Annotated in this window: 22 protein-coding genes; 1 reads left to right on the top strand and 21 read right to left on the bottom strand. The window is 53.1% G+C overall.

From position 1 onward, the window contains the following. Positions 1-46: 46 nt before the first annotated feature. The 12 genes from gspN to gspC are packed head-to-tail and all read right to left on the bottom strand — an operon-like array spanning position 47 to position 11,983. Positions 47-871, bottom strand: a complete 825-nt coding sequence (gene gspN / locus AB8S08_RS02405) for a type II secretion system protein N (RefSeq protein WP_369743364.1) — start codon at positions 869-871, stop codon at positions 47-49. A 7-nt stretch (positions 872-878) separates the two neighbouring features. Then, positions 879-1,403 carry a type II secretion system protein GspM gene (gspM, locus tag AB8S08_RS02400; RefSeq protein ID WP_369743363.1) on the bottom strand — a complete coding sequence of 175 codons (525 nt, stop codon included), beginning with the start codon at positions 1,401-1,403 and terminating at the stop codon, positions 879-881. 19 nt (positions 1,404-1,422) lie between these two features. Next, positions 1,423-2,712, bottom strand: a complete 1,290-nt coding sequence (gene gspL / locus AB8S08_RS02395; protein WP_369743361.1) for a type II secretion system protein GspL — start codon at positions 2,710-2,712, stop codon at positions 1,423-1,425. Further along, positions 2,712-3,845 carry a type II secretion system minor pseudopilin GspK gene (gene gspK / locus AB8S08_RS02390; RefSeq protein WP_369743359.1) on the bottom strand — a complete coding sequence of 378 codons (1,134 nt, stop codon included), beginning with the start codon at positions 3,843-3,845 and terminating at the stop codon, positions 2,712-2,714. Before gspK ends, gspL begins: the two co-directional genes overlap by 1 nt. Next, complete coding sequence (gene gspJ / locus AB8S08_RS02385) at positions 3,838-4,503, bottom strand: type II secretion system minor pseudopilin GspJ (RefSeq protein WP_369743357.1); 666 nt, start codon at positions 4,501-4,503, stop codon at positions 3,838-3,840. The genes gspK and gspJ overlap by 8 nt, the downstream gene beginning before the upstream one ends. After that, on the bottom strand, positions 4,503-4,940 hold the full coding sequence (gene gspI / locus AB8S08_RS02380) for a type II secretion system minor pseudopilin GspI (protein WP_110076526.1): 438 nt from the start codon (positions 4,938-4,940) through the stop codon (positions 4,503-4,505). The genes gspJ and gspI overlap by 1 nt, the downstream gene beginning before the upstream one ends. Beyond that, on the bottom strand, positions 4,933-5,607 hold the full coding sequence (locus AB8S08_RS02375; protein WP_110076525.1) for a Tfp pilus assembly protein FimT/FimU: 675 nt from the start codon (positions 5,605-5,607) through the stop codon (positions 4,933-4,935). The genes gspI and AB8S08_RS02375 overlap by 8 nt, the downstream gene beginning before the upstream one ends. A 16-nt stretch (positions 5,608-5,623) precedes the next feature. Further along, positions 5,624-6,052 carry a type II secretion system major pseudopilin GspG gene (gspG, locus tag AB8S08_RS02370; RefSeq protein WP_369744175.1) on the bottom strand — a complete coding sequence of 143 codons (429 nt, stop codon included), beginning with the start codon at positions 6,050-6,052 and terminating at the stop codon, positions 5,624-5,626. Between the two features lie 18 nt (positions 6,053-6,070). Next, on the bottom strand, positions 6,071-7,363 hold the full coding sequence (gene gspF, locus AB8S08_RS02365) for a type II secretion system inner membrane protein GspF (protein ID WP_369743354.1): 1,293 nt from the start codon (positions 7,361-7,363) through the stop codon (positions 6,071-6,073). Between the two features lie 3 nt (positions 7,364-7,366). Continuing rightward, positions 7,367-8,929 carry a type II secretion system ATPase GspE gene (gene gspE, locus AB8S08_RS02360; protein WP_369743352.1) on the bottom strand — a complete coding sequence of 521 codons (1,563 nt, stop codon included), beginning with the start codon at positions 8,927-8,929 and terminating at the stop codon, positions 7,367-7,369. Then, positions 8,922-11,033: a type II secretion system secretin GspD gene (gene gspD, locus AB8S08_RS02355; RefSeq protein ID WP_369743351.1), complete on the bottom strand. Its 2,112-nt coding sequence runs from the start codon at positions 11,031-11,033 to the stop codon at positions 8,922-8,924. The genes gspE and gspD overlap by 8 nt, the downstream gene beginning before the upstream one ends. After that, a complete protein-coding gene (gene gspC / locus AB8S08_RS02350; RefSeq protein WP_369743349.1) occupies positions 11,033-11,983 on the bottom strand; it encodes a type II secretion system protein GspC in 951 nt (316 codons plus the stop codon). The genes gspD and gspC overlap by 1 nt, the downstream gene beginning before the upstream one ends. Positions 11,984-12,134: 151 nt before the next feature. Here gspC and hslO point away from each other — a divergent pair, with 151 nt between their 5' ends. After that, complete coding sequence (hslO, locus tag AB8S08_RS02345; RefSeq protein ID WP_110076550.1) at positions 12,135-12,968, top strand: Hsp33 family molecular chaperone HslO; 834 nt, start codon at positions 12,135-12,137, stop codon at positions 12,966-12,968. A gap of 27 nt (positions 12,969-12,995) precedes the next feature. On the opposite strand, the gene AB8S08_RS02340 is transcribed toward hslO, so the two are convergent. The 9 genes from AB8S08_RS02340 to AB8S08_RS02300 all read right to left on the bottom strand — a co-directional run bounded on the left by AB8S08_RS02340 (position 12,996) and on the right by AB8S08_RS02300 (position 22,774). Beyond that, a complete protein-coding gene (locus tag AB8S08_RS02340; protein ID WP_110076519.1) occupies positions 12,996-13,367 on the bottom strand; it encodes an RNA-binding S4 domain-containing protein in 372 nt (123 codons plus the stop codon). Positions 13,368-13,376: 9 nt separating this feature from the next. Continuing rightward, positions 13,377-14,972: a ribosome biogenesis GTPase Der gene (gene der, locus AB8S08_RS02335; protein ID WP_369743348.1), complete on the bottom strand. Its 1,596-nt coding sequence runs from the start codon at positions 14,970-14,972 to the stop codon at positions 13,377-13,379. Positions 14,973-14,978: 6 nt separating this feature from the next. Further along, the gene (gene bamB, locus AB8S08_RS02330; protein WP_369743346.1) at positions 14,979-16,172 is read right to left on the bottom strand and encodes an outer membrane protein assembly factor BamB; all 1,194 of its coding nucleotides are present in this window, start codon (positions 16,170-16,172) and stop codon (positions 14,979-14,981) included. Then, positions 16,169-16,777 carry a tetratricopeptide repeat protein gene (locus AB8S08_RS02325; protein WP_153826851.1) on the bottom strand — a complete coding sequence of 203 codons (609 nt, stop codon included), beginning with the start codon at positions 16,775-16,777 and terminating at the stop codon, positions 16,169-16,171. Before AB8S08_RS02325 ends, bamB begins: the two co-directional genes overlap by 4 nt. A gap of 109 nt (positions 16,778-16,886) precedes the next feature. Next, entirely contained in the window at positions 16,887-18,149 is a 1,263-nt protein-coding gene (gene hisS, locus AB8S08_RS02320) for a histidine--tRNA ligase (protein WP_369743344.1), read from the bottom strand. Between the two features lie 59 nt (positions 18,150-18,208). Next, positions 18,209-19,330: a flavodoxin-dependent (E)-4-hydroxy-3-methylbut-2-enyl-diphosphate synthase gene (ispG, locus tag AB8S08_RS02315; RefSeq protein ID WP_153826852.1), complete on the bottom strand. Its 1,122-nt coding sequence runs from the start codon at positions 19,328-19,330 to the stop codon at positions 18,209-18,211. A 99-nt stretch (positions 19,331-19,429) separates the two neighbouring features. Continuing rightward, positions 19,430-20,773, bottom strand: coding sequence for a RodZ domain-containing protein (locus AB8S08_RS02310; RefSeq protein ID WP_369743342.1), 1,344 nt, complete (start codon positions 20,771-20,773; stop codon positions 19,430-19,432). Between the two features lie 9 nt (positions 20,774-20,782). Continuing rightward, on the bottom strand, positions 20,783-21,562 hold the full coding sequence (pilW, locus tag AB8S08_RS02305; RefSeq protein ID WP_369743340.1) for a type IV pilus biogenesis/stability protein PilW: 780 nt from the start codon (positions 21,560-21,562) through the stop codon (positions 20,783-20,785). A 78-nt stretch (positions 21,563-21,640) separates the two neighbouring features. Then, positions 21,641-22,774 (bottom strand): bifunctional tRNA (adenosine(37)-C2)-methyltransferase TrmG/ribosomal RNA large subunit methyltransferase RlmN, encoded by a 1,134-nt coding sequence (locus AB8S08_RS02300; protein ID WP_369743339.1) that lies wholly within the window; start codon positions 22,772-22,774, stop codon positions 21,641-21,643. Positions 22,775-22,870: the final 96 nt, after the last annotated feature.

The raw sequence follows: 22,870 nt of genomic DNA, 5'->3' as shown, positions 1-22,870 counted from the left end.
TGTTGCAGTTGTAAGGGCTGTTACTGTATTACTGCTGGCATACGCCTTACCAATTAAACGGAATGCGCCCCTGGCTATCCGGTTGACCGATAAAACTCACCAGTTCTGCCACCGGCTGTGGCGCCTGCGACGTGGGCTTGATGCTGCCCGTGACAGTTACTTGAGGGCGTTGCATTGAACCCGTTACTTGGGCGTCGACGATAAGCCCTAACCAATTGTTATCCTTGATTGTAGCAGAGATAGCTTGGTTAGTGGTACAGCCCAAGTGTAAGCGATAGTCGCCAAGAGCGTGCCAAGCTTGATTCAGCCGAATTTCGCTGGAAGTCCAATCTAACCTGCCTTGCATGCTGTCGCAGAAGCGACCGCTCGCCGCGTTACGATTACTGTACTCATCGAGCTGCAACTGCCACTCGCCCGCCACCGTCAACGGTACCGGCAAGCGCAATTGATTCACCGCCGCCTGCACGTTGCCCGCCAGCTCACCGCTGAGGTGAAGGACTTGCAGACCCACCTCCGGACCCCGCTCCGTAGCTGGGGCTGCAAGTTCCTCATCGGCGCTAACTGCAACTAGCTGCACTTGGCCTTCGAAAACGTTGCCGGCGGGGATGCTGAGTTGTAGGTCGAGTTTGCCCAGCAGCAGCGCCAGTGGGCTGAGCTGCCATGCTACTTGCTCGAGGTTGAGGCTGGCACCGGTGGGCAGTTGCGCCTGTAGGTTCATGGTGCCGCGCCACAAGGTACCTTGCAGTGGTGTGATGTGGGTGCCGGCTGGCAGCGCATCATTAGCAAGGCTGAGCCAACGCGCTGGGGCAGTGGCGAGTAAAATAATCAGATACAGCGGCAGTAACCACCACCATAATTTAAATAACTTCATCTTGGGCTTAAGCTCCACTTACTTGTAAACGTCGCACTCGCACCACACCTGGCTCATTCGCCGCCACCGCATCTACTTGCTCAACGGTTAGGCCGGCTTGGCTTTGCAATTGTTCTATCAGGCGCAGCAGGGTGTTAAATTCGATGCTATCAATCACCACAATCAGGCTGTTGGATTGCGGCTGCATGCGGGTGATTTCAATTTGATTGCGACTGGCCAATTGTGTAACTCGCTCGCTTAAACCGCCGCGGATGCTAGCGTTACTTGCGGTGTTAGCTGTAGTGCTGGACGCTTGGCCTTTAGCGGCCAGATAGCGACCGGTGTTTTCACGTACCCATTGCAGTAGCTCTTGATGCGCTTGAATCTGCAATTGACGGTCGCGCTTGCCATCGACGATCGGTTTATAGGCCAGAAAATACAGCAGGGTGATGAGAAATAAGGTACCGCAAACCACCACCAGCAGCCGCTCGCGCGAGTTCAGCTGGTGATAACGTTCTTGCCATGGCGCTAATGTCTTGTTGATAAAATCCATAGATGTTCCTGTGTTGCTCTTAGCCTGCACGTTTGATGGTGAGGTTGCCGTTAATCGCGCCATCTTGGTTACTGGTTGGCCCCTGCTCTACGCTTACCTGGCCGCCTTGGTTGGCTACTTTTCTAAAGTTTTCGAGGCTGGCAAAGCTTTCGGCACGTACTTGCAAGCGCAAGGTGTTGGCGTCGTAGCGCACCAACTCTAGTTTAATGTCTTGCTGTGCGTTAAAGGCGGGTTCGAGTGCTTGCAGCAAAGTAAGTGGTGACTCACTTGCGCCCTGACTACCGATACCACTGAGGTGTTGATTCAGCTGGCTACGTACATTGACGATACGGGTTTCGTTCGGGAACACGCCTTTATAAGTGTCTTCAATGGCTTGTTGCAAGGCGGTGGATTGCTGCCCTAATTGCACGTATTCAATCACTTGGCTGGTATAACCTAGCACCACCAAAATGCCGGCGGCGATGGCGGCTGATTTGTATTTAAAACTGCCGCCGCTGCTCTTTTTGCGTACCGGCTTGTAGCTGTGTTGACGGAGGTTTATCGGAGCGATTTGGCGCTGATAACGTACGCTGGCTTTCTTTTGATCAGCACTGGCATCAGTGCTGGCATCAGTGGCGGCATCAGTATCGTTCAGTTGATTATTGTAGGTCAGTGCCATCAACGAGAGCGGATGCTCAAGGTTGGCTGTTGGATCAATCAACGTGGCTTGTTGCACGCCTACTAGCTGGTCAAGCAACATCTGCGCGATGGCAGGCTCGGCACTAAAACCGCTGTATAGCCCGGTGCGCACCAGCTGCTCTTTGCCGAGTGGCCCTTCGATAATACAGGTGGTGATGATGGCTTCGGGCGTTGCTGCCACCGGCAGCATAAAGCTGTCGGCGTACATGGCATCGACGCTTAATCCCTGTGCTTCAAATGCCGCCAACCATTGCTCCATCTTGTCGTGGGCAACCACGTTTACCGGTATCGGCCCTTGGTGCTTGCGCGCTAGGCTTGGCCAGCAAAAATGCAGATCAGCGATATCCTGTGCTAGTTCGTCTTCTAAGGTGTTGGGGATAACCTGCGCCAGCATGCGCATGGCCGAAGCCGGCAGTTCTACTTGCGTTTGCAGCACTTCGGTGCTGGGCACATAGGAAATCACCCGGCGGTTGCGGCCCTGCTCGGTTAATTGGCTAAGCTGGTCGTTGTGGCTGATTTCGCCGCTGGCAATCAGCTCGCTCTGGCTGGCGTTCCAGCATAACCACTGCGCGCCCAGCAGAGGCTCGGCGCTGGGGGCGTTAGCACTAAGGCGAATAAATAGCTGTTCCATTACGGCTCTCCTAACCCGCGATACAGTACTTGGGTCTGCTCGTTGGTAATTAATAACTGGCTATGCGCATCTATCTCAAGGTCGCCGACCGTAATGCGGCTATGGACCTCAAAATATTTGCTTTTTACATCAAAATCTTCCAGCGCCCCACCCAACTTCTCGTTGGTTACACTGGGGTCGCGTGGTCCGCCACCAAAGTTTGGCCGAATTTGCCCTTGGGCGGCGTTATTCAGTACGCCATTGCCCTTAGCGTCTTCCACCGATTCATAGCCGGCTTGCGGACGATTATTAATAAAGCTTTTCGCATCTTCAAGGCTGAGCGCGCCTAAGCTGACGGCATGCAGCAAGTTCGCTTGCTCTGACGATACCGTATTAAGATTAATCTTCAAGCTGTTATCCCGTGGGATAACGCATACGTACGGCTTGATTTTGTGGTACAGCGGTGCGGTTACCCCGCGCACTAATCTAAATTCACTGATATGGTTCAGCCATGTATTACCGGCATTGTGCGGAAACTGCTGACTCTGGTAGTCACTGGTTTCGGCGCCATAGGTACCGCTACCACCGGTACCTATGTCATCATCAGGATCTAACCAATCGGCCAGTGAATCCACTATCACATCCGCTGCGTAGGCCTCCATGCTGTCGTCGATTGCCATCAGCAACATGCGCAGTTGCGCTTTACGCCGTACTAAGCGTATTTTGGTGGCTTCATCTAGCGCGCTGCCGTCTATGCCGCCGGGGTTGTTATTATCATTACTAGTGACCATGCGTAAAGAGTTCAGGTTAAAGCAGCTGTGTAAATCTTTAATGCGCCCGGCAATGCTGCCTCCCACCACGGGAAAGGCCACGCCGTTTTGGCTTTGCTGATACCACACTTGGTCTTGGCTGGCGATGCCTTCGCTATCGGCTAATTCGCGTTGTAATAATTCTCGTACCACTTCTTCGGCGCTTAAGCTGTACCAATAAGCTTGCTCTGCTTGTTGTAAATTTCCGGTGCGTAGAACGCTGGTTTGTAAGCGCCCACTTAAGCTAATAGCCAGCACGCTCACTAAGGCGACTACTAATAGCACCATTAACAGCGCTACTCCGCGCTGGCGTGAAGGAAGCTGCGCCCTAACTGCCCTAACCATTGTCGTCACCTGGTTGTTGCTGCTGCTCGGCCTCGCGGCGCTGAGTTTCTTCTGCTTCGCTCATTGGCGTCAGTAACAACACCCGTTCGATCACGCCCCAGCTGTTGGTGTGCACGCGCAGCAGCAGTGCTGGCGGTAATTCGCCGCTGGCTCGTTGGCTTTGAATATTGCGGCTACTACCAAACTCGTTGGCCTGGTCATTGAGTTCTTTGCTGTAGCCTAAGAACTCGACCTCTAGCGCAGTGACACCTTTCAACATCGGCCGTTTGGTAAAGGAGTCTTCGCCATCGGCTACATCCACAAAAATCGCTGATTGCCGCCACAAGGTATCCTCTTCAATGCGGTAGACAACCGGCTGCAATTCGCTGCGCGGAAAGATGCCAGCGGGGTTAAACCAACCGCTGCGGACAAAAGCTAACAGGTTTTCTTCGGCTAAGAGATAGAAATCGGTGCTGGTTTGGCGCGGTACTATGTGGCGGATATCTTGCTCAATCAGCAGCATGGTGTATTGCAGTTGTTCTAATTGGGCAATGGCTTGTTCGCTTTGCTCGCTGGTGCGCATCATGGCGTTCACCACGGCAGCGCTGGCTAGCCCGATTACCGCCATAATGGCAACGGTAACCAGCACTTCAACTAAGGTAAAACCAGCGCGGCGCATCAGTCGTCCCACTCGTTACTATTCACCGAGCGTTGATCGGTGGCAGATTGGGGGCCTAAAAAGCGTGCTAACTGATGCAACTCGCGGGCATCTGCAGACGGGCCACTAATCACAGAGCTTTCTTGGCGCGGCTCGTACACACTCACCACTACTTGATAGACGCCAGCAGTGGCGGTTTTGCTGACACTGGCGCGCCACGGCCAATACTGGTCAGCGATCAGCTCACTGCCGCTGTCACCATTCTCCGGTGGATAAGTTAGGGTCATGCGAGCTAACGCATTAGACGCGGCTAAGCGCGCCATAGTTTTTTCTTGCATGTAACTGAGGTTGCTCAGATGCTGACTAGAGGCCATCACCGCTGCCGTTGCTGCGAGCGCAAAGATGCTCAAGGCAATCATTACCTCCACCAAGGTGAAGCCGCGTGCTAACCTAGTCATCACGTACTCGCTCGAGGCTTAGCGCTAGGCCATCGCTGCTGTGAATGCGCCATGCGGTACCGGCGCGCAGCGCAAAATCATCCTGCAGCACCAGCTCAAAGGGCTGCATCTCGCCACTGCCAAAAATCATCAGTTGCGGCATTGGCTCGCTTTTGCGGCTTGCTCGCGCGCCTCGGCCCGCTTCATCGTCACCCGACTGTAATACATTGCCCCGAGCACTGCCATTGCTGGAATTACGATCCCCACTAGCAGTACTAGTAGATGAACTGGCGAAAGCGTCATCTTCAACTCCAAAAATATCCACTAAATCTATGTCTTCTTGCTCAAGTAGAGCAAGCTCGGTACTACTAATTTGCATCGAAAGCTGTTGATCTAACTGATGCGGACGTAACCCACGTTCGTTGATGTTCTGCCAAATGCCATCGCGGTACTGCACAAAGCGATAGCTGATGCCGTCATCAATACGTAGGCCTAAAATGGCATGACGCACCAGCGCATAGTCGCGGGCGTAATTTAACCTTTGATACAGCATCCGCGCTTGGTCTTCGACACTGGTATCACGCCGATCGGGCACCACAAAGCTGACGGTAAGGGCCAACATGGCAATAACCGCCAAAGTGACCATCACTTCAATTAAGGTAAAACCGCGGCGGCGCTGCATTCCCATCAGTTACTGGTATCCGCTACTGATCAAGGTTCCAGTTGCCGATATCGTCATCGGTACCAGGTTGACGATCTTCGCCGGCTGAAAAAATATCGATATCGCCATTCTCGCCTGGGCTAAGTAAGAGATAATCGCTGCCGTACGGGTCTTTCGGTAGGCGTTTAATGTAGCCACCACGGCGATAGTTACGCGGCGCTGGCTCGCTGGTTGGCTCGTTCACTAAAGCCTCTAAGCCTTGCTCAGTGGTAGGAAACAAACCGTTATCTAGGCGATACTGCGCTAAGGCATTCTCGAGCGAGATAATATCGGTTTTGGCTTTTTGGCGGTTGGCCTGTTCGCCGGCACCTAACACGTTGGGCAAAATCAACGAGGCTAAAAGACCCAAGATGGCGATAACTACCATCACTTCGATAAGACTAAAACCTGTTTGTTTTTTCATCGGATTCACCTCTAATAACAAGAATAATTACAAGCCGACGCTTTGATTAAGCGCCAAAATCGGCTGAATAATAGCTAGTACAATTAATAAGACCACGCCGGCCATGCCAACGATCAGTGCTGGCTCAAATATTTTTAGCGCAACGTTCATGGTGGTCTCAAAATCACGGTCTTGGTTATCCGCAGCCCGCCCGAGCAATTGCTCGAGTTCACCGGATTTTTCACCGGCCGCAATCATGTGCAGCATCATCGGCGGAAACAGTTTGCTCTGCGCCAAGGCGGCGCGCAAGCTACTGCCCTCGCGTACGCGGTCGCAGGCTTCGTCGATGGCGATTTGCATAGCGCGGTTGGTCATCACCTTGCCAGTAATTTTTAGCGCATCTAACAAAGGCACCGCCGACGCCGCTAAGATACTAAGGGTGCGGGCAAAACGTGCGGTATTCACGGCCTTGATCACCCGCCCCACTAACGGCACTTTCAATACAAACGCATCAAATTTATCGCGCCGTTCAGGTTTGCGCAGCAATTGTCCGCCCACTGCTAACCCGAGCAAGATCATAATCAAGGCGATCAGCCCATAGGCTTGTAAGAATTCGCTGGCCGCCAGCAAGAACCGGGTGGTAGCTGGCAAGGCTTGGTCTAGGTCGCTGAATTGTTCCACGATTTGCGGCACCACGCTCACCAATAAGAAGATAACCACGCCTATCGCCACTAAGGTCATGATCGCGGGATAAACCAGCGCTTGCACCAACTGCCCTTTGAGCCGGTTGCGTTGCTCAGTGTAATCAGCTAGGCGATTAAGCACCTCGCCAAGATGGCCCGAGCGTTCGCCAGCGGCCACCATTGAGGTGAATAACTTATCAAACACATGGGGGTATTCCGCCATGGCTTCGGCCAGCGAATAACCCTCAACCACTTTGGAGCGCACTGCCATCAAGAGTTTTTGCAGGCGGGCTTTGTCGGTTTGCTCGGATACCGCAAACAACGCCTGCTCCAGTGGTAACGCTGCACTTACTAAGGTGGCCAACTGGCGCGTGATCAGCGCCAAATCGCCGGCACTTACCCCACGCGTCTGCAACCTGGTTAATAGCGAGGGACTTGCAGACCCAGCTCCGGACCCGGCTGCGGAGCGAGCTCCAGAGCTGGGGCTGACAGTTTCTCCACGGGCGCGGCTGCGCCCTTGCTCGGCGAGCTCAACACTGACCGGGATCAGCCCTTGCTCGCGCAGTTGCGAGCGTACTTGGCGCTCGGTATCGGCTTCAATCACGCCTTTGGTTTTTCGGCCACTGGCATTCAGTGCCTGAAATGCATATGCTGCCACGCCCTACTCCTCGCGCGTTACCCGCAACACTTCTTCTAAAGTGGTGCGGCCTTGCAGCACCTTAGCTAAGCCGTCGTCACGGATGCTGGGAGCGTGTTTGCGGGCATATTTTTCGATAGCTTGTTCACCATGTCCGCTGTGGATAAGTTCACGGACTTTCTCGTCCACCACTAACAGCTCATGGATACCGGTACGGCCGCGATAGCCGGTGTGATTACACTTGTCGCAGCCCACCGCACGATACAAGGTTGCGCCTTTTTTCTTTTTAATCTCAAAGGCATCAGCCACGTAGGCCAGTTCGTCTGCGGTGGCGTCGTAGGCTTCTTTGCAGTCGTCGCACAGGGTACGTACTAAGCGCTGCGCCAGTACCGCCAGTAACGACGACGACAGCAAGAAGGGCTCCACGCCCATGTCTTCTAGCCGCGAAATAGCGCCAGCGGCGGTGTTGGTGTGCAACGTAGAGAGTACCAAGTGCCCGGTTAACGAGGCCTGTACACCAATTTGCGCGGTTTCTACGTCGCGGATCTCACCCACCATCACCACGTCTGGGTCTTGCCGCAAGATAGCACGCAAACCACGGGCAAAGGTCATATCAACTTTGGCATTTACCTGCATTTGGCCGATGCCTTCGATGGAATATTCAATCGGGTCTTCAACGGTCAAAATATTTCGGTCGCGCGAATTAATTTCCATCAAGCCGGCGTACAAGGTGGTGGATTTACCCGAGCCGGTGGGTCCGGTCACCAAAATGATGCCGTGTGGTTTGTTGATCAACTGCGAAAAGACCTTGCGGTTGGCTTCGGTCATGCCCAGTTGTTCGAGGTTCAAACGCGCATTGTTTTTGTCGAGCAAGCGCAGTACTACCCGCTCGCCATGGTTAGATGGCATGGTTGATACCCGCACATCTACGGCACGGCCGGCAATCAGCAAGCTAATACGGCCATCTTGTGGCACCCGCTTTTCTGCGATATCAAGCTGCGCCATGACCTTGATGCGTGACACCAACAGCGAGCTTAACTTGCGATTGGGGCGAATGATTTCGCGCAGTACGCCGTCTATCCGAAAGCGCACCAACAGTTCTTTTTCAAAGGTTTCGATATGGATATCTGAAGCGCCTTCTTTGATCGCCTCAGACAACATGGCGTTGATAAGCTTGATGATGGGCGCATCGTCTTCGCTTTCTAATAAATCTTCGGTTTGCGGTAGCTCATCGGCTAACGAGAACAGGTTGCTTTCGTTACCTATATCTTCCATCAGCTGTTTCGCTTCAGACGAATCGCGCTGATAGGCTTGGGTGAGGATGGCCTCAAACTCGTCGTTAGGGTGATACTCAATGGCAAAGCTACGCCCGAGCACCCGCCGTACTTCAAGCAAGGTGTGGGGGCTAACGCCCTGGCGCGCATGCACCACCGGCTTACTCGTGACCTCGGTGGATTCGTCGGCGGCTACATCAGTATTGTCAGGCGCGGACGCCGGCATGGCCACTATCACTCCGTGACGTTTGGCAAACGCAAACGGCAACCGCTTCGGTGCCACTTGCGCGGCAACATCAGCGATATCAGTCATTGTTATCCTGCTCCCCTTCCTCCAAACCCTGCTCCCAGTTCGGTGGCAAGATCAGCTCATCATTGTATTCTGGCAAGCGCGGCTGTGAGGTGAGTGGCATCAAGGCGATGCCCTCTTCGTCGCGCTGCAATTGCTGGGCCCGAATAAAGTTGTACTTACGGCTGGAGATCTGGCTTGCTACGCCACTATCGCGCACAATGCGGGGCCGTAAAAATACCATCAGGTTACGTTTTTGACGGGTGGTTGAGGTGCTCTTAAAGAGGTTGCCCAACCAAGGAATATCGCCCAACAATGGCACTTTGGAGACGGACTCTTGCACGTCTTCGTCAATCAGGCCGCCCAGCACTATGGTTTCGCCGTCTTCGGCCATCACCACGGTGCTCAGCTCACGTTTGTTGACAATGATATCGACGCTGGTAGCCCCACTGATGCTGGACACTTCCTGCTCAATCACCAATTGTACGGCGTTACCTTCGTTGATTTGTGGGGTGACTTTAAGCTTAATACCTACGTCTTCACGCTCTACTGTCTGAAACGGATTGTCGTTATTAGAGCCGGTGGTTGAGCCGGTAATAGTAGGTACCGATTGGCCCACCAAAAACGAGGCTTCTTCGTTATCCAAGGTCATGATGCTGGGCGTGGCCAAGATGTTCGAGTTGGTGTTGCTGCTCACCGCTTGAATGATAGCGCCCCAATCGTTACGCAATACGCCAACCATCATGCCGTTCACGTTACCTAATACCTGCGCCAATAACGAAGCATCGCCGGGAGTGTCCGGCTGACTGGTGGTTAATGGGTTGCCGGCATTGTCTATCTGGGTGGTGGTGGTTCCTTCACGCTCGCGCGCCATGTAAGCACCCAAAGCGAGCTGACCGATAGGCGCTTGGCGACCGTTGTTGTACTGCACCATGCCGCCGTCTTCGCTAATCCATTGCAGGCCTAAATCGATACCATCGCCTTCCATGATTTCTACGATAATGGCTTCTACATGCACTTGGGCGCGGCGAATATCTAACTGCCGAATCACGCTTTCTAGGCTAGTCAGCAAATCAGGCGCAGCGGTAATGACCAACGAGTTGCTGGCTTCGTGAGCGCTGATACTGATTTCGGCGCTGCTGCCACCGGTGCGGCGCGCGGCGGCTGCCGGCACGTTGCCACCACCCGAGGCAGCTTTTTCGGCTTGTAAGCTTTGGCTCACGCCTTGCAATACGTCCACTAAATCAGGCGCCTTAGCATATTTCAGGTAATAGACGCGGGTGTTACCTTCGGTTTTCAAATCTTGATCGAGCTGGTTGATGAGTTTCACCACTCGCTCGCGGGCGCGCGGCTCACCACTAACCACCACGCTGTTGGTACGTTCGTCGGCAACGATTTTAGGGATCAACAACGCAGGCGAGCCATCGTTGGTTTTTTCAAACAAAGCCGAGGCAATCCGCACCACCTCTGAGGCCGACGCGTACTCGAGTTTAATCACTTCAACGTCTTGGTTTCCGGCACGGTCGACGCGCTCAACAATCTCCACAATACGCTGCACAGTCTCGCTGCGGCCAGTAATGATCAGCACGTTCGACGAATCGTAGTTGACCACGTTGCCGCCGCCGGCTTGGTCATTGAGCAACCGCAATAATGGCGCTAGCTCTCGTACGGCCACGTTTTGCACCGGCACCACACGGGTGATCAAGGTATCGCCACCTAACGAGTTATCGTCAACTACCGGAATGGCACCGTTGCGTGCGTCTTTGTCGCGCATCACTTTAATCACCCCAGACTCCATGGTGACCGTGGCAAAGCCGTGCACTTCTAAGATATTTAAAAAGAACTGCCAGTATTGCGATTCGGTCATCACATCGTAGCTACGCACATCAATGCGGCCGCGCACGTCGGGATCGATGATGATGGTTTTGCCGAGGTTACGGCCCACCACCTGAATAAACTCAGTGATTTCGGTGTTTTTAAAGCTGGCCGTATATTCCACCGGTTTATCTTGAGCCTGCCGTGCAGCTTGCGCGAAGGCTTGCTCAGGAGCGGTGTAGGCAGCGCCGAGCGCGAGGCCCAAGGCGATAGCGACCGAAAGTGAGGTTTTACGCATACGGGTTCCTTTCATTACTCTTCACCTTGCGGTAAATCATTGATATCTAATCGCAAGTCGATGTATTCAGTGCCGCGCACCACGGTGACAGTGGCAGCGGTCATGGTCGCCAACTCATTAGTTAGTTTGATGGCGGTGGCGATGTTGGTTAAATCTTGGCCATTGATGGCCACGGCTAAATCGCCGCTTTTAAACCCGGCTTGGTTAAACAGCGCGGGGTTGGCTCCGGGCGATAGGCGATAGCCTTTTAAGCCGCTACCTTCGCGCACCGGCGCTATCCGAATAAAAGTAAGCAAGGCTTGCGCTTTGGCTTGGGCGGCGCCTTCAAGCTGTGGGCCTGGGTCAGTGGCGGGCACGCCGCGGTCGGTTGCCGTAGGCGGTAAGCCACCGGCGACGGGCCCGGCCGCAACGTTGGCGCCGGCTTGATTATTGTTACGCTGCATGTTCGCCATGGTTAGCGATAAGCCTTCGCTTAACTCACCTATGCCTTCTAGCTCTAAGGTTTCTAAGCGACCGTTGTTATCTAGGATCACGCGGTCGGCGTAAATTTCGTGAATACCCACCTGCGTGCCCGATAGTTTTTCGCCCACCACATAGACTTCTTGTTTACCGGTACGTTCAATGATGGCGGCCGAACGGCCGGGGTCAGAGGAGGCTGACACCCCTAACAGGCGCACATTCAAGGTGGTTTTGGGGGCGTTCTGAGCGGCCACTTGCGGCTGTTGTTTGACCTCGGCGCTGCCAAATAATTGCAGCCGCACGAGGCCACTGATGCTTGGCGCAACGTTGCTATTGGCACTGGCTGGCTGGCGAATCGGGCCGGTTGGCACCTCCGCGCGAGGTGTGATCAGCTGCCAGGTGAGCTGGGCGGCAAACCACACGGCAACGACGGCACATACGGCGGTAATAAGGCTGTTGCCGTAACGCTGCAACAGGGCAACGGCTTGATTATTCTGTATCTGCATGGATGATTAATGCGCTTTCGTTATAATTTTGTGACATCTGCATGGTTAGGTCATTCTAGCTTGCTCTGCGCCAAGTGAACAGATCAAAATTGCGGAATCTGGTATAATGCCTACAACTTCTTACATTAATATTACTGTTGTGGATGAACCTATGAATTACCCAACCGATCAGCTGTTACGCTACACCTTTATTGACCAAGATGTGCGCGGCGAATTAGTGCAGCTTACCAGTAGCTACCAGCGGATGCTACAAGGACATGATTATGCGGCGCCAGTACAACGCCTGTTAGGCGAATTGATGGCGGCCACCTCGCTGTTAACGGCAACCTTGAAGTTTGAAGGCCATATTGCGTTGCAGCTGCAAGGCGATGGCCCGATTAACTTTTTGGCGGTGAATGGTTCGCATCATCAGCAACTACGCGGTATCGCCCGCGTGCGTGAAGCCATCAGCGATGAGCAGACCGGGCTGCGTGAGTTGTTGGGCAAAGCGGTGATGGTGATTACCCTAACCCCACTTGAGGGCGAGCGCTATCAAGGGGTAGTGAGCGGTGATGGCGATAGCATTGCGGAAATTATTGAAAACTATTTTATGCAATCGGAGCAGTTAAACACGCGCTTGTGGTTGCACGCCGATGGCGAACATGCAGCGGGGATGCTATTGCAGGTGATGCCGGCGGCTGGCAAAGATTTGACTGGGTTTGAGCACTTGCAACATCTTACTGCCACCATGACCGCTGCCGAACTCTACAGTTTGCCTGGCACTGAAGTACTGCACCGCTTGTATCATGAAGAACAAGTAGAAGTGTATCCGCCAATGCCGGTTAGTTTTGAGTGTGGTTGTTCGCGTGAGCGTACGCTAGAGGCGTTAGCCACGGTAGAGCCAAGCGAGCTGCATGAGATTTTAACGCAAGATGGCGAAATCGTGATGACCTGCGAATATTGCAACGCACAATATGTGTTTAGTGAAGCCGATTTAGTGGGCTAAGTGCCGCCGAACATAACAACGCCGCTGTTATTGCTGTTTGAACTTCAGCAATTGGCGGCGTTCTTTTTTGTCGGGTTTGTGGTCGGGGTGCGGATTATAAAGCGCATTCATTTTGCGCAGCTCGGCTTCTTTTTCGCGCCGCTCGATGCTGGCTGGGGTTTCTCGGTAAAGCTCTTGGGCCAGCGGAGCACTGAGGCGGTTTTCGCTCAGACCTAACACTTCAACTTCAAATAGATCATGGCCGCGCGGGGCTTTGATCAGCTGCCCCACGTTGACCATTTTGGCTGGCTTACACTTCTGGCCATCTACCGATACTTTACCGGATTGCACCATTTGGCGTGCTAGCGAGCGGGTTTTGTAAAACCGCGCTGCCCATAACCATTTGTCGATGCGCACCATAGGCTACACCTACTTTCTCTTTTTAATAAACTTCATCAAGCGCTTACGTTTGCGCATTTGGGTCATGGTGAGTTTATTCTTGCGGCCGGCAAACGGGTTTACCGACTCTTTAAACTCCACCTTGATGGGGGTACCCATCACCGCTAAGCTCTTGCGGAAGTAGTTCATCAGATAACGCTTGTACGAGTTAGGCAGGTGATCCACTTGGTTGCCGTGTACGATTATACGCGGTGGGTTGTAGCCACCGGCGTGGGCGTACTTGAGTTTCACCCGACGTCCGCTCACCAACGGCGGCTGATGGTCATCGACAGCGGCTTCTAGAATACGGGTAAGTTTTGCTGTACCTACGCGCGCTGACGCCGAGGCGTAAGCTTCTAGTACCGACTCAAACAAGTTGCCGACGCCGCTGCCATGCAGTGCGGAGATAAAATGCACTCGCGCAAAATCAACAAAGCCTAAGCGACGGTCTAGCTCGCGTTTGATTTCTTCGCGCTGATCGTTCGAGAGGCCATCCCATTTGTTCACCGCAATCACGATCGAACGACCGGCATTTAAGGCAAAGCCAATCAGGTTCAGGTCTTGATCTGAAACGGTTTCGCGCGCATCCATCACCGCAATCACCACGTTGGCGTCTTCGATGGCTTGCAGGGTTTTGATGACCGAGAATTTTTCTACGGTTTCATCAATGCGGCCACGGCGACGTACACCGGCGGTATCAATCAAAATATATTGGCGACCATCGCGCTCCATCGGAATATACACCGAATCGCGGGTGGTGCCTGGCATGTCATACACCACCACCCGTTCTTCACCAAGAATACGGTTGGTTAGGGTCGATTTACCCACGTTAGGCCGACCGACAATGGCAAGTTTCAGCGGCAGTGCATCGTAATCAATTTCGTCGTGATCACGAGTACCCAGCTGACCGATGATGTTGCCTTCATGGTCAATAATATGGCCGTCGGCATCCACGATATTGCCTTCCGGGTCATAAATATTGCCATCTTCGTCGGGCTCAACCACGGCGCCTTCGGCATCAATCAGATTACCTTCAGCGTCGATATCTACCGCTTCGCCACTGGCAGCAACCGGAATTTTCACCTCGGGGTAAGCTTCTAATAACGGGTCAAAGCAGCCTTGTAGCAAGGCCTCTACGCCGCGGCCATGAGCCGCAGCAATGCCATACACTTCGCCTAGGCCTAGCTCGTAGAAATCCGCCCGTGCCGCGTTAGCGTCGATACCGTCGATTTTATTAGCAACCACGTAGGCCTGTTTGCCAATGCGACGCAAGTGTGCGGCAATGCCCATATCGGCGGCTGTGATACCATCGCGAGCATCCACCATAAATAGCACCACGTCGGCTTCGTCGATGGCCCGCAAGGATTGCGCCGCCATCTCCGCATCGATGCCTTCTTCGTCGCCGTGCACACCCGCGGTGTCCACCACAATAAATTGGTACCCGTCGTAGTTCGCCTGGCCGTATTTGCGATCACGCGTTAGCCCAGGAAAGTCCGCCACTAGCGCATCACGCGTGCGGGTTAAACGATTAAACAGGGTTGATTTGCCCACATTGGGGCGCCCGACCAGGGCCACTACGGGTAACATATAGGTTTAAATCCTTACCGCGAGTAACGTGCCGTCGCGTAATTGTAAATACAAGGTATCGCCATCGGCTACCGGCGCCACATAAACGCCTTCGCCTACTTCTAAGCGGCCCACGGTGTCACCGCTTAATAAATCTAAAAAGTGCAGGTAACCTAAGCTGTCACCCACCACAATGTAATTGCCAAAGCGCACCGGTGCGGTTAAGCCACGGCCGGTATAATCGGTGTTCGACCAGATCTCTACGCCGCCATCAGTGTTCACTGAGCTCACGGTGTCTTCATGGTCGGTTAAGAATAATCGGCCACCCGCCATGATCAGGTTTTGAAACGACGAGTATTCGCGCGTCCATACGGTACGGCCGGTACGCAATTCGATGGCTGCTAATTGGCCGTTGTAAGCTACGTTATAAGCTAAGCCACCCGATACCACTGCGGCCGAATCTAAATCCACCATGCGCTGTAATTCGGTATTGCCTTTAGGTACCGCTAAGCGCGCCTCCCAGGCTGGTTGGCCGTTTTCAGCGATAATAACCATCAACTTACCGGTCGCGGTGCCAACAAACACCCCGCCTGCGGTCATAACTGGTGCCGCCGTGCCACGAAGACTTAAGGCTGGCGATTCGGTGACCATGTCCCACACTTGCTCGCCGGTTTCTGCATCAAGCGCAATCACCTCACCGGTAGCGCCTTTGACAACCACCAAACCGTCGCCCACGGCCGGATCGGCTAAGATTTCACTATCAACTTGGGCATGCCAAATCAGCTCGCCGTTATCGGCATTTAGCACCACCACATCGCCATTCTCACTGGCTAGGTACAAGCGCCCTTCTGCTAAGGTCAAGCCGCCGCTGATTCGAACTGGTTCGCCGCTGCTCCAAAAACCGCCGCTTTCTAAACCTAACATATCCAGCAGGTTTACTTGCCAAATGGTTTGGCCGTTAGCTTTGTTTAATGCGGCTACTACGCCTTCGCGGTCGGCGGCAAAAATACGTTCAGCATCGGTCACCGGGTTTAGGTGCGAGAAAAAATCGCCCACGCCACTGCCTACCGACTCTTCCCACACTACCCGTGGCTGCACTTGCTGATCAAACGGCTGCAAGAACTTATAGGTAGGTTCTTCGTCGTCAAATATCGAGCACCCTGCTAGCACTAAACCAGCCAAGGCTACTGCGGTGAGTTTTGCTGTTACTGCTAATTTCATGATGCCGCCGGAATGCTTTTAAGTTTTAAATCAGCCAAGCTGTTCGGATTAGCCGCTACTGCTGCTTGATAGGCTGCACGCGCGCCGGCTAAATCGCCTTTAGCTTGCAACACATCCCCTTTAATTTCAGCTGCGATGGCCTGAAAACCTTCCATAGTTTCTGCGGCTTGCACGGCTGCTAAAGCTGCGTCATATTGCTCTTGGGCGAACAATAAGCGCGCCTGACGGATATCAGCAACGGCTTTCAAAGCGCCTTTGGCTTGGTCGCGCACGCTTTGCAACGCGCTTACTGCGGTAGCTAAATCGCCTTGTTTAGCTGCGGCACCAGCTAGTTCTAACGCCGCCAAATGGGCGTAGGTGCTGCCGCTGTTGGCGCTCATAAATTCTTGTGCCGCTACCGAGGCTTGCTCATCTTCGGCGGTAAGCTTAGCAACGATTTGAGCATAGTCGCTCGATTGCTGCTCTTGCTTGGCGATGGTTTGCGCATCGTAATAGCGCCATCCGTAAAACAGTGCAAAACCAATCACTAAGCCAGCAACGATGCCTTTACCGTGATCTTTCCAAAACTGTTTGATTTGTTCGACTTGTTGTTCTTCAGTTTCCATGTTTAACCTCGTTGGTAGGTTGTAAAAACCTAGCTGTTAGCTGTTAGCTATTGGATATTACAAAACCCGTTGCCGCAGCTGCTCGTGCCTAATGTCTAATAGCTAATGTCTAATAGCTCTTTTGCATTTCACCCAATAAATCCGGGATGGCGGCGGCGGTGACCGGCTCGGCATCACGGTTACGCAAATGCTTTAATTCATAATCGTTATCGCGTACGACTAGCGCAAAGGTGGCTCCAGATTTGTCCGCTTTGGCTAGCTTCTTCTTCATGTTCTGCGCGCCGCTGTGCAGTTGTACCATCAGTTGCGGCTGCAGGTTACGAATGGTTTCGGCAACGGCTGGGGCGTTAAGTTCCCCAGTTTCGGTAGCGCCCATCACGTACACATCAATGCTGGCAGCTGGTGGAATTTTACCTTGTGATTCCAGTAATAACACCAAGCGCTCCATGCCCATCGCAAAGCCCACAGCTGGGGTTGCTTTACCACCAAGCTGTTCAACTAAGCCATCGTAGCGACCGCCGGCACACACGGTGCCTTGCGCGCCAAGTTCGGTGGTGACCCACTCAAACACGGTGCGGTTGTAGTAATCTAGCCCACGTACCAAGCGTTCGTTCAGGCTGTAGTTAATGCCGGCAGCATCTAAGCGCTGGCATAAACCGTCAAAGTGCGCGCGTGATTCGTCATCCCAGTACTCGGATAAGCGTGGCGCGTTGGCCAAAATAGCTTGAGTTTCTGGTGACTTAGAATCCAATACCCGCAACACGTTGGTGTCTAAGCGACGCTTAGAATCTTCGTCGAGGTGCTCTTCGTGAGCGCGCAAAAACTCGCGTAAGGCGTCGCGATAACGGGCACGTGCTTCGTTGGAGGCTAATGAATTAAGCTGCAGCTCTACCTGGTCAGCAATGCCAAACAGTTGCCACAGACGGGCCGATAGCAAAATGATTTCAGCATCAATGTCTGGGCCTTCCATGCCAAACGCTTCAATACCAAACTGGTGAAACTGGCGATAACGACCTTTTTGCGGACGTTCATGCCGGAACATAGGGCCTAAATACCACAGCCGCTGAGTTTGGTTGTAGAGCAAACCATGCTCGTTACCCGCGCGGACACAGCTGGCCGTGCCTTCTGGCCGTAACGTGAGGCTATCGCCGTTGCGGTCATCGAAGGTGTACATTTCTTTTTCTACGATATCGGTAACTTCGCCAATTGAGCGCTTAAACAGGTCGGTACTTTCGAGTACCGGCATACGAATCTCTTGATACGAATACTGCGCCGCCACTTGTCGCAATACGCCTTCTACGTACTGCCAAGCAGGCGATTGGCTGGGCAAAATGTCGTTCATGCCCCGAATTGCTTGTATGTTTTTAGCCACGGTTATTCTTTCGCTTTCGTCGTAAACAGATAAAAAATGGCGCCTAGTATACCCTAGCTTTAGCCTTGCTTCACGGGAATCTGTTCGGCCGCTGCTCGTTTTTGCTGGCGTTCCACTTCAGACCGAATATGCTGCTCTAATCTGTCTACTAAGTTATTGTTATCTAAACGTTCTTTTTGGCGTTCGCCATTAAGGTAAAAACCACTCTTATTCTTGGCGCCGGCCAAGCCCACGTGCGAGATCAGCGCTTCGCCCGGCCCATTCACCACGCAGCCAATGATAGACACGTCCATCGGCGTGGTAATGTCTTCTAGCCGTTGCTCAAGGGCATTCACCGTTGCTATCACGTCAAATTCCTGCCGTGAGCAGCTCGGGCATGCAATAAAATTAATGCCACGGCTACGAATTCGCAGCGACTTCAAAATATCAAAGCCCACTTTCACTTCTTCTACGGGGTCTGCTGCTAAGCTGATCCGTAAGGTATCGCCGATACCCTCGGCGAGCAGCATGCCCAAGCCAATAGATGACTTTACCGAGCCACTACGCAAGCCGCCCGCCTCGGTGATACCCAGGTGTAATGGCTGCTCGATTTGCTTGGCCAATAAGCGATAACTTTCTACCGCTAGGAACACGTCTGACGCTTTCACACTTACTTTAAAGTCTTGAAAGTTTAGCCGGTCTAAAATGTCCACGTGGCGCATGGCTGATTCAACCAAAGCGGCCGGAGTGGGTTCACCGTATTTTTCTTGAATTTCTTTTTCGAGCGAGCCACCATTCACCCCAATGCGAATAGGAATGCCGCGGTCGCGCGCTGCATCAACCACTGCTCGAATGCGCTCTTCGTTACCAATGTTGCCTGGGTTAATGCGCAAACAATCGACACCGTACTCCGCTACTTTGAGCGCAATGCGGTAATCAAAATGGATATCTGCCACTACCGGAATGGGGCTTTGCTGCTTGATTAACTTAAAGGCTTCAGCAGCATCCATGGTGGGCACACTAACCCGCACCAAATCAGCACCAGCATTAGCGATGGCCTGAATTTGCTTCACCGTTGCTGCCACATCGGTGGTCTCGGTGTTGGTCATGCTCTGAACCGCAATCGGGGCGCCGTCACCAATAGGCACGTTGCCAACGTAGATACGGCGTGATGGTCGACGTTTTATTGGATTGTGATGCATGGGTTACCTATTTGAGTTCAAATTCGATAGTTAAAAACAAAAGCGATGTTAGCTATTGGATATTAGGGCTGCCGGCTCCTAGCTGATCGCTGTTGGTTGTTATTCGATGGTCATGGTAACGCTACGATTGCGGCGGTAGTTGCTTAGATCTACGGGCGCATCGTTATAGGTTATGGTGACCGCTTCGGGTTTACACAAAATCAAGTCGAACGGCGCATTGCCGGTAAGTGGCATGCGATAGCCGGGTTCTTTGACGCCAATGGCGATGTCGTTGCCGCCGGCTTCGGTTACTTTCACCCAACAGCGCTGACTGAATTCTAAGACTAGGGAGTCTTGGCCGGCGGTGGTGCTACCGGTGTTGCCGGAGCTGCCGGTATTGCTACCTGTGGTGCCGCTGGTGCTGTCGCTGGTATTTTCGCCAGAGGTGCCATCGGTGTTGGTTCCGCCGGTGCTATCGCTGGTACTTCCACCGCTGTTGTCGCTGGTAGTATCGCTGGTGCTTCCGCCAGAGGTGCCACCTGTGTTGCCACCGGTGCTATTGCTAGTGCTTCCACCGCTGTTGTCGCTAGTAATATCGCTGGTATTTCCGCCAGAAGTGCCACCTGTGGTGCCTCCGGTGCTATCGCCAGTGCTTCCACCTCTGTAGTCGCTAGTAATATCGCTGGTATTTCCGCCGTTACTGTCGCTGTTACTACCGCTGGTGCTGCTACCTGCGTTGCCGCTACTGGCATCGTTGGTGCCGATGGTGGTGCTGCCGGTGTCCAAGGGGACCGTGGTGGCGCGGCGGGCGTTGCCTTCAGGGCTGTTGGTTTCGGTGACTTCGCTGCGAGGCTCAACTTGCGCGTCGCTGTCGTTATTTTGTGAATCTTGCCACCACCAAGCTATGGCCATAGCAATCACAAGTGCGATGATGATGTAGCTAATGAGCATCAGACGGCTGTCATTACGCTCGCGGACTTTGCGGCGTGAGAAACTTTGCATTTTCAGCTCGGCGGCAGGCGCTTCACCAAAGCCTTGGGCTTGGTAGGCGGCAAAGACTTTGGCGGAGTCGACGTCGAGAGCTTTGCTGATGGAGCGTAAATAGCCACGTACGTAGGTGGCGGTGCCGAGTTTTTCAAAATCATCGGCTTCGATGGTTTTGATGACAATTAAGCGCAAGCGTAAGCTGTCGGCTACTTGTTGTTCGCTAAGGCCTTTGGCTTCGCGGGCGGCACGCAAGATTTGTCCAGCGGTTTCGCCGCTGTAGGCTGCTTCGCTGCTGCTTTGAGACTCGGTTTCTTGGCTGTGCTCTTGCCCGGCTTCTGAGCCGGTTTCTGGGCCAGAGTCTTGCGCGGCATCCGCAGGCGCGGTGCTTGCGCCAGCGTTAGCATCCTTGTGCTCGTCGGCAAAGATGTCGTCGGTTTGTGGCTTGGAGTTATTTGATTTCGATTGCTTATTTGTCATGCGGTGCCACTACTTATTAAGTTGTTGATAATTGCGCGCTTGGTCCGATTGCGGAAAACGCGACAACAAGAGCGCGCCAAACTCATCGCGTTTGTTATTGTTTCTTTGAGCGTGAGCTAATTGCACTTCTAGCCATAAATAACTTGCTGAAAGCTGAGGAAAATCAGCGCGTTGCGCGATAACCTCAGCAGCTTTGGGGTAATTGCCCTGAGCTAATAAAAAGGTCGCATAGCTTTCTAACATGGCAACGCTGCCGCCACTGTGGTTCAGCGCTAATTGATAATATTGGTCGGCTAATTGCCACTGCCCAGCTAGATTAGCACAGCGCGCTAAGTTCTCATATGTTCCTGCGACTTTAACGTAGCCAGGTTGGTCGATAGCCCGCAGAAATTGCTGTTCAGCTTCGGCAAAGCGGCCTTGGTTGCAGAGGAGCACGCCTAGGTTGTTGTAATTATTACCATCGGTAGGTTGCAGTTTGAGTGCTTGGCGGTAATAGGATTCAGCTTGCTGGGGGTCTCGCACCTGCTGATAGTAGAACGCAAGGCCCGTATAAACATCTGGATTATCAGGGGTATAGCTGAGGGCGCGCTCTAAATTGGCTTTGGCTTGTTCAAAGTTGCCGCTGCGCAAATACTGCAGGCCAAGGGCCAAGCGCGTTTGTGCTGCTTCTTGCGCATCAAATTGTTGAGCCGGCTGCGATTTGCCGTCTAGGGTACGCTGACTTACGCAACCATTGGCTAAGACCAGGCTGACGATCGCAATAAGCAGTGTGTACAGCTGTGTGCGCATGTAAATTCCCCCGTAAAGACAGCTATCTTAACCCGATTACCTTTCAGGTCAAGCGACAGCGCACGGTCGCGGGCTTATTTACAGCGCCTTGACATCGATGCCATCGCCACCGCGTTGGGCTTGCTGCTTTTTCAGAATCCGTTTGGTGCGGTCAATCACATCGCCGACTAACTGGCCGCAAGCGGCATCAATATCATCGCCACGAGTACGACGGACGACGACGATGTAGCCTTTTTCCATCAGCACTTTAGCAAAACGGTCAATGCGTGAGTTGCTGGAGCGCCCGTAATCAGAGCCTGGGAATGGGTTAAATGGGATCAGGTTGATCTTGCTCGGGGTATCTTTCAATAACTCGGCAAGTTCCGCGGCTTGTTCCATCGAATCGTTGATGTGGTCTAGCATCACGTATTCGATGGTGATGTTTTTGTTGGCTTTAGAGCCGTCGATGTAATCGCGGCTAGCTTTTAAAAACTCTTGAATATTGTACTTTTTATTGATGGGTACGATTTCGTTACGCAGCTCATCGTTGGGCGCATGCAAAGAAATCGCCAAGGCCACGTCGATTTGTTCTTTGAGCTTATATAAAGCCGGCACCACGCCCGAGGTACTCAGGGTGACGCGACGTTTGGACAAGCCAAAAGCGTTGTCGTCGAGCATCAGATCCATGGCTGGCACCACATTGGTCAGGTTGAGCAAAGGCTCGCCCATGCCCATCATAACTACGTTCGTCACGGCTTTCACGCCGGTATCGCCAAAGGCACCTAACAGTTTGTTTACCCGCCACACCTGGCCAATGATTTCGGCCACGCGCAAGTTCCGGTTGAACCCTTGCTGCGCCGTTGAGCAGAAAGTACATTCTAGTGCACAACCTACCTGCGAACTCACGCACAAAGTGGCGCGGTCACGATCTGGGATCCAAACCGTCTCCACGTCTTGGCCATCAAACAAGGTCATCGCGAACTTGATGGTGCCATCGGCGGACTGCTGTTGCAGTCGAACTTCCGGGGCACGCACCTCAGCAACTTGCTTAAGTTTTTCACGCAACGCCTTGTTAAGGTTGGTCATTTGGTCAAAATCATCGATGCAGAAATGATACAACCACTTCATCACCTGATCAGCGCGAAATGGTTTTTCGCCCAATTCTTGAAAGAACTCACGCATTGCGGCGCGGTTCAAATCGAGCAAATTCACTTTTTTATCAACTGCATTCATTTAATTAAAACCTTAGTGCGATATTGGATATTAGCTATTAGATATTGGGCCTGCCGATTTGGGCTCCTACTAATATCCAATAGCTAATAGCTAACA

Origin of the sequence: Pseudidiomarina sp. PP-1MA (genome assembly GCF_041200125.1) — a bacterium.
GTDB lineage: Bacteria > Pseudomonadota > Gammaproteobacteria > Enterobacterales > Alteromonadaceae > Pseudidiomarina > Pseudidiomarina fusca.
The sequence above is the reverse complement of the archived record's forward strand: the minus strand, read 5'-3'. Positions and strand labels throughout refer to the sequence as shown.

What these genes read in the sequence shown, in the direction of transcription:
- gspE (WP_369743352.1), bottom strand. Translation starts at nt 8,929, where the DNA reads ATGACTGATATCGCTGATGTTGCCGCGCAAGTGGCACCGAAGCGGTTG.
- AB8S08_RS02375 (WP_110076525.1), bottom strand. Translation starts at nt 5,607, where the DNA reads ATGGGAATGCAGCGCCGCCGCGGTTTTACCTTAATTGAAGTGATGGTC.
- gspL (WP_369743361.1), bottom strand. Translation starts at nt 2,712, where the DNA reads ATGGAACAGCTATTTATTCGCCTTAGTGCTAACGCCCCCAGCGCCGAG.
- AB8S08_RS02340 (WP_110076519.1), bottom strand. Translation starts at nt 13,367, where the DNA reads ATGGTGCGCATCGACAAATGGTTATGGGCAGCGCGGTTTTACAAAACC.
- gspI (WP_110076526.1), bottom strand. Translation starts at nt 4,940, where the DNA reads ATGACTAGGTTAGCACGCGGCTTCACCTTGGTGGAGGTAATGATTGCC.
- AB8S08_RS02300 (WP_369743339.1), bottom strand. Translation starts at nt 22,774, where the DNA reads ATGAATGCAGTTGATAAAAAAGTGAATTTGCTCGATTTGAACCGCGCC.
- AB8S08_RS02310 (WP_369743342.1), bottom strand. Translation starts at nt 20,773, where the DNA reads ATGACAAATAAGCAATCGAAATCAAATAACTCCAAGCCACAAACCGAC.
- pilW (WP_369743340.1), bottom strand. Translation starts at nt 21,562, where the DNA reads ATGCGCACACAGCTGTACACACTGCTTATTGCGATCGTCAGCCTGGTC.
- ispG (WP_153826852.1), bottom strand. Translation starts at nt 19,330, where the DNA reads ATGCATCACAATCCAATAAAACGTCGACCATCACGCCGTATCTACGTT.
- gspN (WP_369743364.1), bottom strand. Translation starts at nt 871, where the DNA reads ATGAAGTTATTTAAATTATGGTGGTGGTTACTGCCGCTGTATCTGATT.
- gspM (WP_369743363.1), bottom strand. Translation starts at nt 1,403, where the DNA reads ATGGATTTTATCAACAAGACATTAGCGCCATGGCAAGAACGTTATCAC.
- bamB (WP_369743346.1), bottom strand. Translation starts at nt 16,172, where the DNA reads ATGAAATTAGCAGTAACAGCAAAACTCACCGCAGTAGCCTTGGCTGGT.
- gspC (WP_369743349.1), bottom strand. Translation starts at nt 11,983, where the DNA reads ATGCAGATACAGAATAATCAAGCCGTTGCCCTGTTGCAGCGTTACGGC.
- hslO (WP_110076550.1), top strand. Translation starts at nt 12,135, where the DNA reads ATGAATTACCCAACCGATCAGCTGTTACGCTACACCTTTATTGACCAA.
- gspK (WP_369743359.1), bottom strand. Translation starts at nt 3,845, where the DNA reads ATGGTTAGGGCAGTTAGGGCGCAGCTTCCTTCACGCCAGCGCGGAGTA.
- AB8S08_RS02325 (WP_153826851.1), bottom strand. Translation starts at nt 16,777, where the DNA reads ATGGAAACTGAAGAACAACAAGTCGAACAAATCAAACAGTTTTGGAAA.
- der (WP_369743348.1), bottom strand. Translation starts at nt 14,972, where the DNA reads ATGTTACCCGTAGTGGCCCTGGTCGGGCGCCCCAATGTGGGCAAATCA.
- gspJ (WP_369743357.1), bottom strand. Translation starts at nt 4,503, where the DNA reads ATGCGCCGCGCTGGTTTTACCTTAGTTGAAGTGCTGGTTACCGTTGCC.
- gspD (WP_369743351.1), bottom strand. Translation starts at nt 11,033, where the DNA reads ATGAAAGGAACCCGTATGCGTAAAACCTCACTTTCGGTCGCTATCGCC.